The sequence below is a fragment of the Streptomyces sp. UW30 genome (genome assembly GCF_008042075.1).
In the GTDB taxonomy this organism is placed as follows: Bacteria; Actinomycetota; Actinomycetes; order Streptomycetales; family Streptomycetaceae; genus Streptomyces.
This window is the reverse complement of sequence record NZ_RDBN01000021.1, coordinates 550,394-562,563: the sequence shown is the minus strand read 5'-3', so window position 1 is coordinate 562,563 and position 12,170 is coordinate 550,394. Positions and strand designations below refer to the sequence as shown.

The following is a 12,170-nucleotide window of genomic DNA, read 5'->3' as shown; positions in this document are numbered from 1 at the left end:
GAAATCCACACCGCAGTACGAACGCCCCGACAGCCCTTACGTCTTGGCCCGATAGGCCCGCATGGCCAACGGATAGAACACCACCGCGATCCCGGCCGCCCAGACCAACGACCACAAAACCGGCTCAGCCACAGGCCCGCCCAGCAACAACCCCCGGAACGCGTCCGAAAGATGCGTCACCGGATTCACGTCGCTCCACGCCTGCAACCATCCCGGCATGGTGTCCACCATCACGAACGCGCTGCTCGTGAACGTGATCGGGAAGATGATCGTGAAGGCGAAGGCCTGCACCTTCTCCGCGTCCCCGGCGAGCATCCCGATCAGCACCGCGCCCCAGGACACCGCCGCGGCGAACACGATCACCAGCAGGGTCCCGAGCAGGAACCCGTCCAGTCCCCCGGTGATCCGGAAACCGAGCAGCAGGCCGAGGCCGATCATCAGCAGCAGGGCCCAGAGGTGCTTGGCGAGGTCCGCGGTGATACGGCCGATGAGCGGGGCGGAGCGGGCGATCGGGAGGCTGCGCAGACGGTCGAAGACGCCCTTGGTGAGGTCGGTGTTCAAGGCCATCGCCGTGTACATCGTCATGAACAACGTGTTCTGGACGATGATCCCCGGCAGCGCGTACTTCAGATACGCCTCGGGCGACCCGGCCATCTGCCCGCCCAGCACGTAGGTGAAGAGGAACACGAACATGATGGGCGTGATGCTGTAGTCGACCAGCTCCAGCGGGTTGTGCTTGACCGCGACCAGACTCCGCCAGGCCATCGTGAAGGTCTGCCGCAGCCCGTCCGTCGGCCGCACGCGCCCCGACTTGGTCAGGGGCGCCGTGACGGTCGTGGCGGTCATGACCGGCTCACCGCCTTCTCCAGCTCACTCTCCTCGTCGTCCCGAACGGCCGCCCCGCCGTGTCCCTCCGCCTCGCCCGGCTCGGCCCGGTGCCCGGTCAGCGCCAGGAACACCTCGTCCAGCGACGAGCGCCGCAGCGCCAGCTCCCCCACCGCGATGCCCTCCCGGTCCAGCGTGCGCACGACGGCCGGCATCAGCTCGGGGTCCTTCACCGGCGCGGTGATCATCTCGCCCTCGATCCGGGCCTGCGGACCGGCCGCCCCGGCCACCAGCACATGCGCCCGCGCGAGGTCCTGCCCCAGCACCGGCCTCAGCTCCAGCACCTGCCCGCCGACCTGCGACTTCAGCTCGTCGGGCGTGCCCTTGGCGATCACCCGCCCCTTGTCGATCACCACGATGTCGTCGGCGAGCACATCGGCCTCGTTCAGATACTGCGTGGTCAGCAGGGCCGTCGCACCGTCCGCGACCAGTCCACGCAGCAGGTCCCACAGCTCACCGCGACTGTGCGGGTCCAGGCCGGTCGTCGGCTCGTCGAGGAAGAGGATGCTGGGCCGGCCCACCAGGCTGGCCGCGAGGTCCAGGCGCCTGCGCATCCCGCCCGAGTACGTCTTCGCGGCCCGCCCAGCCGCGTCCGACAGCTGGAAACGCTCCAGCAGCTCGGCCGCCCGAGCCCGCGCCTCCCGGCGCGCCATCCCCAGCAGACGCCCGATGAGCAGCAGGTTCTCCGTGCCGGTCAGGTTCTCGTCCACCGCCGCGTACTGCCCGGTCAGCCCCACCATGGCCCGGACGACGCCGGCCTCCCGGACCACGTCGTGACCGGCCACGTGTGCCCTGCCCCCGTCGGGCCGAAGGAGCGTCGCGAAGATCCGCACCGCGGTCGTCTTCCCCGCGCCGTTGGGCCCCAGCAGCCCGAGCACCGAGCCCCTGCGGGCCGCCAGGTCGACCCCGGCCAGCGCTTCGGTCTCCTTGAACCGCTTGACCAGGCCTTCCGCCTCTATCGCATACGTCGCCATGGGTCACCCCTCGGGGTTCGTGGACCCGTGGACCCCGGCCCGGGCCCACCTCTCCCACAACTGTGACGCACGCCACTGACATTCCGCGCCTTGTCCGGATTTCCCCCAAAAGCCACTGCGTGACGGATCCCACCCCGCCGTCCGTTCGTACTCCCGTAACAATGGACTGTGATCTCTCCGGTCTCCTCGATACCCCGGAGCGCCCACCGGCAGCGGCCGGAGGCGACTCCCTACGTCGACCTCACCCGCTCGGAGTGGAGCGCGCTGCGGGACAAGACCCCGCTGCCGCTCACCGCGGAGGAGGTCGAGAAGCTGCGCGGCCTCGGCGATGTCATCGACCTCGACGAGGTGCGGGACATCTACCTCCCGCTCTCCCGCCTGCTCAACCTCTATGTCGGCGCCACCGACGGCCTCAGAGGCGCGCTGAACACCTTCCTCGGCGAACAGGGCTCCCAGTCCGGCACCCCGTTCGTCATCGGGGTCGCCGGCTCGGTCGCCGTGGGCAAGTCCACGGTCGCCCGCCTCCTACAGGCCCTGCTCTCCCGATGGCCCGAGCACCCGCGCGTGGAGCTGGTCACCACCGACGGCTTCCTGCTGCCCACGAAGGAGCTCCAGGCTCGCGGCCTGATGTCGCGGAAGGGTTTCCCGGAGTCCTTCGACCGCCGCGCCCTCACCCGCTTCGTCGCCGACATCAAGGCGGGCAAGGACGAGGTCACGGCCCCCGTCTACTCCCACCTGATCTACGACATCGTCCCGGACCAGCGCCTCACCGTCCGCCGCCCCGACATCCTGATCGTCGAGGGCCTGAACGTCCTGCAGCCCGCCCTCCCCGGCAAGGACGGCCGCACCCGGGTCGGCCTCGCCGACTACTTCGACTTCAGCGTGTACGTCGACGCCCGCACCGAGGACATCGAGCACTGGTACCTCAACCGCTTCAAACGACTGCGCGAGACCGCCTTCCAGAAGCCCTCCTCGTACTTCCGCAAGTACACCCAGGTGTCCGAGGAGGAGGCCCTCGACTACGCCCGCACGATGTGGCGCACGATCAACAAACCCAACCTGGTCGAGAACATCGCCCCCACCCGCGGCCGAGCCACCCTGGTCGTCCGCAAGGGCCCCGACCACAAGGTGCAGCGGCTGAGCCTGCGCAAGCTGTGACGGCTAACCTGCCCCCATGCTGCACCTGCGCCTGATCACACCGGCCGACAAGACCGACGCGGTGGTCCGCCTGATCGAGGGGACGGTGGGGACGACCCACCTCGCCGTCCTGCCGGGCACCGCCCGCAACCCCGCGGGGGACATGGTCCTGTGTGACGTGGCGCGCGAGGCGGGCGACGAACTCCTCACCAGCCTCCAGCAGTTGGGCGTCGACACAGACGGGTCCATCGCCGTCGAGAACATCGACCTGTCGCTGTCCAAGCGGGCCGACAAGGCCGAGGCGGAGGCCCCCGGCGAGGGCGCGGACGCGGTCCTGTGGGAGCACCTCGCGGACGCGACGCACGAGGAGTCGACGCTGTCGATCACCTACGTCGCCTTCATCACGCTCGCCACGATGATCGCGGCCTGCGGTGTCGTGCTCGACAACGCGGTCCTGATCGTGGGCGCTATGGCGGTCGGCCCGGAGTTCGGCCCCCTGGCCGGCCTCAGCACGGCCATCGTCCAGCGCCATCCGCGCCTCGCCCTGCGCTCGCTGATCGCGCTCGTCGCCGGTTTCGCCGTCGCCATGGCGGTGACGGTCGGCTTCAGCTGGTTCATGGACGCGCTGGACCTGTTCTCGAAGGAACAGCTGGCCGGCGAGCGCCCCAACACCGCCTTCGTCTACGCCCCCGACGCCTTCTCGTTCATCGTGGCGGTCCTGGCGGGCATCGCGGGCACGCTCTCCCTCACCTCGGCCAAGTCCGGCGCCCTGGTCGGCGTGGCCATCTCGGTCACGACGGTCCCGGCCGCCGCCAACGCGGCCGTGGCCCTCAGCTACGGCGACACGAAGCAGACCTGGGGCTCCACGGAGCAGCTCCTGCTGAACCTGCTCGGCATCGTCCTGGCCGGCACGCTCACACTGCTGGCCCAGAAATGGCTGTGGACCAGGCAGCGCGAGCGTACGGCGAAGGCGGGCGGCGTCTAGAAGAGACGCTCGCAGTCCGCGGCGATGCTGTCACCGGCGTCGCGGAACACCACGTCGGAGCCGCCGTTGCAGCTCACCGTGTCACCGGGCATGCCGTCGTTCACGCCGATCGTGTCGCCGCCGCTGCCGGTCGCCACGGTGTCGACGCCCGGGCCCGCATCGACGGTGGTCCGGATCGTGACCATCCCCTGGAAGCTGTCGTTCCCGTCGCCCAGTCCGATCGCGAGCCGCCCGACGGTGGCGGCGCTGCCGCAGTCGGCGCTCGTGGCCGACAGCCGGGTGCACCCCGGTCCCAGCGCGACGCCCGTGGTGTCCATGAGGACCAGACGACCGCTGACGACACTGGCCGTCATGTGGTTGGCCACTCCGGCCCGCGCATTGAGGAAGGCAGTGCCGAATACCCGGAACGCGGTGGAGCCGGGGGTCTGGGCCGCCGCCGGGGTGGCGAGCGCGGTCACGACGAGACCGGCGGCCAGGGCCGGACCGACCCCTCGCTTCAGGGTGCTGCTCACGATCTTCATGCTGTGTGTTCCTCTTTCGTCCGGGCAGCCCCCTCAACGAAAGTGAAACAATCAGTCACCGGTTGCGCACTCTTTGTTGCGCCGCCGGGGCAGCAGAGCCGATCCGCCCCGGACGGCGTCCCTGGAACTAGCCCAGAGCCGACTTCACGGCATCGGCCAGCCGCCCCGCCACCGACCGGGCCTGATCGATGTCCGCGGCCTCGACCATCACGCGCACCAACGGCTCGGTGCCCGACGACCGGAGCAACACCCGCCCGGTGGACCCGAGTTCCCGCTCGGCCTCCGTGACCGCCGACGCGAGCTCCGCCGACGTCTTCACCCGCGACTTGTCCACGTCGGGCACATTGATCAGCACCTGCGGCAGCCGCTCCATGACGGCCGCGAGGTCCTTGAGCGTACGGCCGGTCTGCGCGACCCGCGCCGCCAGCAGAAGCCCGGTCAGCGTGCCGTCGCCGGTGGTGGCGTGATCGAGGATGATGACGTGCCCGGACTGCTCGCCGCCCAGGGCGAACCCGTGCTCCTTCATCTCCTCCAGCACATACCGGTCGCCGACCGCGGTCTGCACCAGGGCGATGCCCTCACGCTCCATGGCGAGCTTGAACCCGAGGTTGGACATCACGGTCGCCACGACGGTCCCGGCCCGCAGTTCGGACCGCTCCCGCATCGCGAGCGCGAGCACGGCGAGGATCTGGTCGCCGTCCACTTCCTCACCGGTGTGGTCGACGGCGAGGCAACGGTCGGCGTCACCGTCGTGCGCGATGCCGAGGTCGGCACCGTGCTCCGCCACCGCGGCCTTCAGCTTGTCCAGATGCGTGGAACCGCAGCCGTCGTTGATGTTGAGCCCGTCCGGCTCGGCCCCGATGGTGACGATCTCGGCCCCGGCCCGCGTGAACGCCTCGGGAGAGACCCCCGCGGCCGCGCCGTGCGCCTCGTCGAGGACGACCTTCAGCCCGTCCAGCGGGTTGGGCAGCACGCCCAGGAGGTGGGCGACGTACTCTTCGAACCCCTGGTCATAGGACCGCACACGCCCGACGGCCGCACCCGTGGGCCGCTCCCACGGCTCACCGTGCCGATGCTCGTCGTAGACGGTCTCGATGCGGTCCTCCAGCTCGTCGGCGAGCTTGTGGCCGCCGCGGGCGAAGAACTTGATGCCGTTGTCGGGCATGGCGTTGTGGCTGGCGGAGAGCATGACGCCGAGGTCGGCGCCGAGCGAGCCGGTGAGATGCGCCACCGCCGGCGTGGGCAGCACACCGACGAGCAGGACGTCCACGCCGGCACTCGCGAGGCCCGCGACCACGGCGGCCTCCAGGAACTCCCCGGACGCGCGCGGGTCTCTTCCGACCACCGCAGTCGGCCGGTGGCCCTCGAAGGTGCCCGCCTCGGCCAGTACGTGCGCCGCCGCCACGGACAGACCGAGCGCCATCTCGGCCGTCAGATCCGCGTTGGCGACACCACGCACGCCGTCCGTGCCGAAGAGTCGTCCCACTTGTCCTCCTGAGGAAACATCAGTTCCGGATGCGGAGCCGGCGCACGCTGTAGCGCACATCGCCGAGGGCTGCCGCTTCCAGGCATTCCATGCCTGGGCATCGGATCACACAAGCCTTTGAACGCCTTGTGCCGTTATACGCCCGAGCCCGGGGATAAGACGAACGCCCCGGCGGCACTGTGGCGTGCCGCCGGGGCGTTCGGAGTACCGGAGTACGAGCAGAGGCAGCTTGCGCTTAGCGCTTGCTGTACTGCGGGGCCTTGCGGGCCTTCTTCAGACCGGCCTTCTTGCGCTCGACCGCACGGTCGTCGCGGCGGAGGAAGCCGGCCTTCTTGAGCGCGCCGCGGTTGTTGTCCACGTCGGCCTCGTTCAGGGCACGGGCCACGCCGAGGCGCAGGGCGCCGGCCTGACCGGAGACACCGCCACCCGCGATGCGGGCGATGACGTCGTAGCGACCCTCGAGCTCGAGCACCTTGAAGGGCTCGTTGACTTCCTGCTGGTGCACCTTGTTGGGGAAGTAGTCCTCAAGGGTGCGACCGTTGATCTTCCACTTGCCGGTGCCCGGAACGATCCGGACACGAGCAATGGCGTTCTTACGACGGCCCAGGCCCGCGGCGGGCTGGGGCTCACCGAAGCGCGAGGCGAGGGACTCGGAGGTGTACTCACCCTCCACCGGAACCTCGGACTCGGTGGTGTAGCTGTCGATGTCGATGTTCTCGACGTTCTCGTCGAGCGGCTGCTCGGCAGTGGTCTCGGCCACGATTCTCCTCAGATTCTGTTCAGTCTTAGGGGGTGGCCGGACTTACTGCGCGACCTGGGTGATCTCGTACGGCTGCGGCTGCTGCGCGCCGTGCGGGTGCTGGTCACCCTTGTAGACCTTCAGCTTCGAGAGCATCTGACGGCCCAGCGTGTTCTTGGGGAGCATGCCCTTGACGGCCTTCTCGATGGCCTTCTCGGGGTTCTTGTCGAGCAGCTCGTCGTAACGGACGGAGCGCAGACCACCCGGGTAGCCGGAGTGGCGGTACGCCATCTTCTGGGTGCGCTTGTTGCCGGAGAGGTGCACCTTGTCGGCGTTGATGATGACGACGAAGTCACCGGTGTCGACGTGAGGGGCGTAGATCGGCTTGTGCTTGCCCCGCAGAAGGGACGCGGCGGTGGTGGCGAGACGACCCAGGACAACGTCCTGGGCGTCGATGACGTGCCACTGGCGCGTCACATCGCCGGGCTTGGGGCTGTACGTACGCACGGTTCGTAGCCTTCGCTTCGATTGAATGGACCTGAACAGGTCACCGAAACGATCACGACAGCCTGAGCCACTGCGGCGACGCATACCGCGTACGTGGGATTGCTGGTCATCGGCCCGGTGGACCGGTGTAAGGGCCCGTCCCGTGAGAATGAGCAAGCCAATACACAACGAACATGCAGGATACCTGCGGCGCCGCGGCCGGGTCAAAACGGGTTGCCCACGGACACCCCTGCCTGTCTACCCCCAGCGTAACCGCCCGGCCCCCCGAAACACCCGTCCAGCAATGAACGGCCACCGTCACCGCCGCACCACACAACGTCACCGCATCCAGAAAAGGCCTGCGCTGCACCGCGCAGCACGCTCAGCACACCCCGCGGAGGAAGTGGGGGTCGTCATACGGAGAACCACCGGCCGGCCACACCCGCGCCGCCGCACGACGATCGCGTGATCCATCCCTTCGTCCGAGGTCACCCGCACCGTGCGCGCCACGAGAGCCCCCAGCGCGGCCCCGAGCGCCACCCACAGATGCCACGAGGCGCGTCGTACCAACCACCCGGAGATGTCGCTTTTGTGGTCGCTCGTCGACTGAACGATAGGGGCCTGTGCGCCTCTTGGGGCGGACCGGCACACCCCAGCTCCGTCTAAGATGCGCCCCATGAGCTATGGGCAGCAGGGGGGACCCCAGTCCCAGTGGGACCCCTGGACACCGCAATCCCAGCAGCCGTGGAACAGCGGCGCCGATCAGACCCCGGACTGGGCCGCGCTCGCCGAGGCCTCCGAGACCCGCAACAAGCGTCGCCGGCTGCTGTTCGTCGGCGGCGGCGCGCTGGCCACCGTCGCCATCGGTGCCGCCGTCGCCGTGGCCGTGGTGTCCGCGAACGACGGCAACTCCGCCTCGAACAAACCGTCTTCGCAGCTGCCCCGGACCGCGGACCTGCCGAGCGAGTCGGGCGCCGCCCCGTCGTTCGCGTCGACGAGCGCTCCGCCGCCGCTGGACCCGAAGGACTTCATCTCCAGCAAGAGCAAGGACACCGCTCCGCTCGGCGTTCAGATCCTCTTCCCGGGCACCCAGCTGACGGTGGGCGGCGCGGTGTACAAGAAGGGCGCGACGGACGACACCAAGAGCTGCTCCGCGGTCACCAAGGGCGGGCTCCCGAAGATCGTCACCAACAGCGACTGCACCCGCTTCATGCGCGTGTCGTACGTGAAGGACGGCATCGCGGTGACGGTCGGCGTGGCCGTCTTCGACACCGCGGCGCAGGCCACCAAGGTCAAGGGCCAGGTGAACACCAAGAAGGACATCATCAGGTCGCTGTCCGGCAAGGGCATCAAGGACTTCTGCACCTCGTCCGTCTGCCTGTCGACGTCCAACTCCTACGGCCGCTACGCCTACTTCACCATCACGGGCTTCACCAGCGGCAAGGACATGACGGACAAGGACACCGCGGCCTTCCAGGTGAGCGACGAGCTGGAGGAGTTCACCTTCCGCCAGATCCTCAGGCGGGGTCAGGCACAGGCGTCGGCGGCGGCCAACGAGTAGGCGGCCGCCGCCCCACGGGCCCGCCTACAGGCGCTTCGCGCTGCGCAGCGTCTTCGCGTAGTAGCCGTTGCCGTCGAGCCGGGACACACCGCCGACGTCGCCGATGGTGGGCCCGTTGACCTCCTCGCGGCTCGACACGAAGATCAGGTGCCCTTCGGTGTCATGGCCGAGGACCATGCCGACGTGGTCGAGTCGCTGGGCGGTGCGAGTGTCGAGCTTGAAGAAGACGAGGTCGCCCGGCTGGAGCTGGTCGATGGCGGAAGGCCGGTCCCCCGCCGAGAGACCGGCGAGCGGCAGGATGTCGACGCCCACCTTGGAGCGGGCCATGCCGTTGGCGGTGCGGGGCAGGCCGTCGCCGGAGGTGTCCGAGGACATCAGGGGGAAGCGGGCCCGGTAGCCGAGCACCATGCGCATGAAGCCCGAGCAGTCGATGGAGCGGGCCCGCACGCTCTCCGGCTGCCCGACGACGCCGTCCCGGAACGGGTACGGCACACCGAGGTAGTCGTAGAAGTCGGACTGCTCCAGACGCAGGTCGCCGCCCTCGGCCCCGGTCGTGTTCAGCGGGCCGAAGTTCGCGTCACCGGCGTAGGCGGTGCCCTCCGCGTCCTTCTTCACCGGTGCGCCCGCCACGTACTGGAAGGCGAAGGCGAAGATGTCGTCCTTCTTGCTGTCCTTGAACTCGGCGTACCAGTCCTTGAACCACTTCTTCTGCTCCGCGCCCTTGGCCCAGGGCTCCGGCATCAGCCGCACCCAGTCCGTGGTGCTGACCTTGGACGCGGTCGAGGTCGGCTCCTGGAAGGTGCGGGCCGGCCCCGTCAGCGTCGCGGTGCGCGCGCCGTCCGTGAAGACGGCCTTGATCTGGCCGTCGCCCCCGCGCAGCACGGACCGCGCCGGGTTCTCCAGCCGCGACCAGGTCTCCTTGCCGGTGTCGGAGGTGGCGCCGGTGCTGCGGCCGCCCTCCAGCACGCCGACGTTGCGCACCTCGGTGACGCCCTGTTCGTCCTGCTTGCGCAGCTCCACCGTGAGGTAGCCGGAGGTGCCGACGAGCGCCAGCAGCACCAGGCCCGTGACGACGGGCCGCGATTTCTTCTTCCCTGCCATCGTTAGCTCCTGGATTCTCAGACGGTCGGCATGACGCCGAGCAGCAGGCCGGCGGCGACGACGATGTAGGCCATGAGGGAGACGGTGCCGGTGGCCAGCAGCGTGGCCCCCTTGGGCTGGCGCACCATCTGGTAGGCGATCAGGCCCGGCACGATGAAGCCGAGCGTCTGGTTGCCGTACAGCAGCGGGAACTCGAGCGAGAGCACGATCATCACCGTGGCCTGCAACAGCACGCCCAGCAGCACCACGGCGGCGAACAGCCGCTTGCCGTAAAGGATCACCAGCCGCTGCATGATCTTGGTGCCGCCGTAGGTCAGGGCGGTGACGCCCACCACCATGGCCGCGCGCTGCAGGTCCTCGATGAGGGTGAGCGCGATCCAGCCGGGTGTGATCATGCCGCCGGGCGACAGGTTGGTCGTGAGATAGCAGAGCAGCGAGAAGAACAGGCCTATGGCGATGCCGAGGGCAGCCATCTCTGGGGTCAGGGCGGCGGTGGTCAACGGGGTCTCCGGACGAAGGGGTGCGGGTTCAGGGGCGGAGCGGGCGGCGGCCTGCGGACAAGGGCCGCCCACCCCGCGGATGCCGGGCACGCAACGGGCGCCGGGCGCGGGACGGGTGTCATGCGCGCGACGGGTCGCCACCTCCGTCGTCCGTCGGCCGCCGGGGTGGCCGGCCGAAGGAATCGTCGCCGTAGGGCTGCTCCTGACCGGGCCCGTGCGACGGCTGACGCGCGGTGCGGAACCACGCCGAGAGCTCCGCGTTCCCGCCCTCGTACGGCTCCTGCCCCGAGCCCTGCGGCCCACCGGACGCGTACGACGGCCCTGAGTCGTGCGGCCGGCCCTGGCCGTACTGCCCGCTCTCCCCGTGGTACTGGCCCTGGCCGTACGGCTGCGCCCTGTGCTCCCCGCCCGGCGCGGCCGCGGCATACGCGCCCGGCGCCTCGGCATACCGTCCCGACGGCTGCGGGATGGTGATCACCGGGATCTCCTGGGTCTGCGAGGCCTGGTACCGCTCCTCGTAGGCCGTGGGGTACGAGGCGTACGGGTCCAGGCGCTGCGGCTGGTGCGGTGCGGCGGCGGCCGGCTGCCCGGGCTCGTCCGCGTCGCTCTCGTCCGCCGGGAGCTCGGCCAGGTACTCCAGGAGTTCCTCGCCCTGCCCGTGGATGTTGCCGATGGCGACCAGGGAGGAGCCGTCGGACATCCGGCCGAGCAGCGTCGGCATGAACTCGTCCGCCGCGCGACGCTCGCCGCCCAGGTCGACCGCGCGGTCGCGCCACTCGGCGGGGATGGCGTCGATGGCGCTCTTGGAGGGGTGCCCGATGACGAAGACGTTGTCCGGCTCCAGGTCGGGGATGATCTCGCCCATCTGCCCGTTGCGCTCCACCCGGTCCGGGCGGCAGTTGATCACGACGTTCAGGGGGCGGCGGATCGCGCCGAGGTCGAGCAGCTGGTTGATGTTCATCAGCGTCGACTCGGGGTCGTTCGCCGCGAACACGTTGGCGAAGGCGAGCCGCTTGCCGTCGGGAGCGACGTACTTCTCCACCGACAGCACACCCGGGTCCGGCGGAGCGTCGTACATGCCCTGCAGCGCGACGCTGCGCTCGATGCCGAGCAGGTCCGCCACGACCAGCGCGATGGCGACGTTCTCCTTGAAGGTGAACCAGCTGAAGCCGCGCAGCTCCTCGTCGGTGACCGTCTCCGGATCGGCGTAGATCAACTTGCAGTTACGGGCGTCCGCCTCCTCCTGGAGGATGTGGAACCGCTCCTTCTCGGCGGTGACGCAGATGCCGTCCTCCGGCATGGAGCGGCACAGCGAGCGCGCCACGTCGTCCAAGGTCGGGCCCATCTCGGCGAGGTGGTCCTCACGGACGTTGCACAGCACGCCGATCGTCGAGCGGATCAGCTTGCTCTGGTTGACCTCCTGCAGGGCCGGCATGACCGCCATGCACTCGATGACGAGGGCGTCCGGACGGTAGGTGGCGGCCCGGCGGACGATGCCGATCTGCTCCACCACGTTGGCGATGCCGAACTTGCGGTAGACCGGCTCCTCGGTGGCGTCCGGGTGGATGAAGCGCGCGGCGGTGCCCGTCGTCTTGGCCACGGTGACCAGGTCACCGCCGCGCAGGGCACCCGCGCACAGCCGGGTGATGGAGGACTTGCCGCGGATGCCGTTGACGAGCACCCGGGACGGGATGGTGTGCAGGGCGGCGTAATGCCTGCGCTGCTCGATGATGCCCGCGATCAGCAGGAACACGCCGCCGATCAGCAGCACGAAGTAGAGGTAGAGCACGGCCGG

At 69.5% G+C, this 12,170-nt stretch carries 12 protein-coding genes; 3 read left to right on the top strand and 9 right to left on the bottom strand.

The genetic code is table 11. The features are described 5' to 3' along the window. Positions 1 to 36 precede the first annotated feature (36 nt). Both EAO75_RS13085 and EAO75_RS13080 read right to left on the bottom strand, forming a co-directional pair. The gene (locus tag EAO75_RS13085) at positions 37 to 846 is read right to left on the bottom strand and encodes an ABC transporter permease (RefSeq protein ID WP_147995182.1); all 810 of its coding nucleotides are present in this window, start codon (positions 844 to 846) and stop codon (positions 37 to 39) included. Beyond that, complete coding sequence (locus EAO75_RS13080; protein WP_147995181.1) at positions 843 to 1,859, bottom strand: ATP-binding cassette domain-containing protein; 1,017 nt, start codon at positions 1,857 to 1,859, stop codon at positions 843 to 845. The genes EAO75_RS13085 and EAO75_RS13080 overlap by 4 nt, the downstream gene beginning before the upstream one ends. A 168-nt stretch (positions 1,860 to 2,027) precedes the next feature. Here EAO75_RS13080 and coaA point away from each other — a divergent pair, with 168 nt between their 5' ends. Both coaA and EAO75_RS13070 read left to right on the top strand, forming a co-directional pair. After that, a complete protein-coding gene (coaA, locus tag EAO75_RS13075) occupies positions 2,028 to 3,017 on the top strand; it encodes a type I pantothenate kinase (RefSeq protein ID WP_147995180.1) in 990 nt (329 codons plus the stop codon). Positions 3,018 to 3,033: 16 nt separating this feature from the next. Continuing rightward, positions 3,034 to 3,981, top strand: a complete 948-nt coding sequence (locus EAO75_RS13070; protein ID WP_147995179.1) for a DUF389 domain-containing protein — start codon at positions 3,034 to 3,036, stop codon at positions 3,979 to 3,981. On the opposite strand, the gene EAO75_RS45770 is transcribed toward EAO75_RS13070, so the two are convergent. From EAO75_RS45770 to rplM, 4 genes are all read right to left on the bottom strand, one after another. Further along, positions 3,978 to 4,493 (bottom strand): hypothetical protein, encoded by a 516-nt coding sequence (locus EAO75_RS45770; RefSeq protein ID WP_187284412.1) that lies wholly within the window; start codon positions 4,491 to 4,493, stop codon positions 3,978 to 3,980. The genes EAO75_RS13070 and EAO75_RS45770 overlap by 4 nt on opposite strands. 136 nt (positions 4,494 to 4,629) lie before the next feature. After that, entirely contained in the window at positions 4,630 to 5,988 is a 1,359-nt protein-coding gene (glmM, locus tag EAO75_RS13060; protein ID WP_147995178.1) for a phosphoglucosamine mutase, read from the bottom strand. Between the two features lie 235 nt (positions 5,989 to 6,223). After that, positions 6,224 to 6,748, bottom strand: coding sequence for a 30S ribosomal protein S9 (rpsI, locus tag EAO75_RS13055; RefSeq protein ID WP_147995177.1), 525 nt, complete (start codon positions 6,746 to 6,748; stop codon positions 6,224 to 6,226). A 42-nt stretch (positions 6,749 to 6,790) separates the two neighbouring features. After that, the gene (gene rplM, locus EAO75_RS13050; protein ID WP_147995176.1) at positions 6,791 to 7,234 is read right to left on the bottom strand and encodes a 50S ribosomal protein L13; all 444 of its coding nucleotides are present in this window, start codon (positions 7,232 to 7,234) and stop codon (positions 6,791 to 6,793) included. A 655-nt stretch (positions 7,235 to 7,889) separates the two neighbouring features. Here rplM and EAO75_RS13040 point away from each other — a divergent pair. Beyond that, positions 7,890 to 8,774 carry a hypothetical protein gene (locus EAO75_RS13040; RefSeq protein ID WP_147995175.1) on the top strand — a complete coding sequence of 295 codons (885 nt, stop codon included), beginning with the start codon at positions 7,890 to 7,892 and terminating at the stop codon, positions 8,772 to 8,774. 24 nt (positions 8,775 to 8,798) lie between these two features. Here EAO75_RS13040 and EAO75_RS13035 read toward each other — a convergent pair whose 3' ends face one another. The 3 genes from EAO75_RS13035 to pgsB all read right to left on the bottom strand — a co-directional run bounded on the left by EAO75_RS13035 (position 8,799) and on the right by pgsB (position 12,164). Then, the gene (locus tag EAO75_RS13035; RefSeq protein WP_147995174.1) at positions 8,799 to 9,875 is read right to left on the bottom strand and encodes a C40 family peptidase; all 1,077 of its coding nucleotides are present in this window, start codon (positions 9,873 to 9,875) and stop codon (positions 8,799 to 8,801) included. A 17-nt stretch (positions 9,876 to 9,892) separates the two neighbouring features. After that, positions 9,893 to 10,375 (bottom strand): poly-gamma-glutamate biosynthesis protein PgsC/CapC, encoded by a 483-nt coding sequence (locus EAO75_RS13030; RefSeq protein ID WP_147995173.1) that lies wholly within the window; start codon positions 10,373 to 10,375, stop codon positions 9,893 to 9,895. Positions 10,376 to 10,493: 118 nt separating this feature from the next. Next, entirely contained in the window at positions 10,494 to 12,164 is a 1,671-nt protein-coding gene (pgsB, locus tag EAO75_RS13025; RefSeq protein WP_147995172.1) for a poly-gamma-glutamate synthase PgsB, read from the bottom strand. Positions 12,165 to 12,170 lie beyond the last annotated feature (6 nt).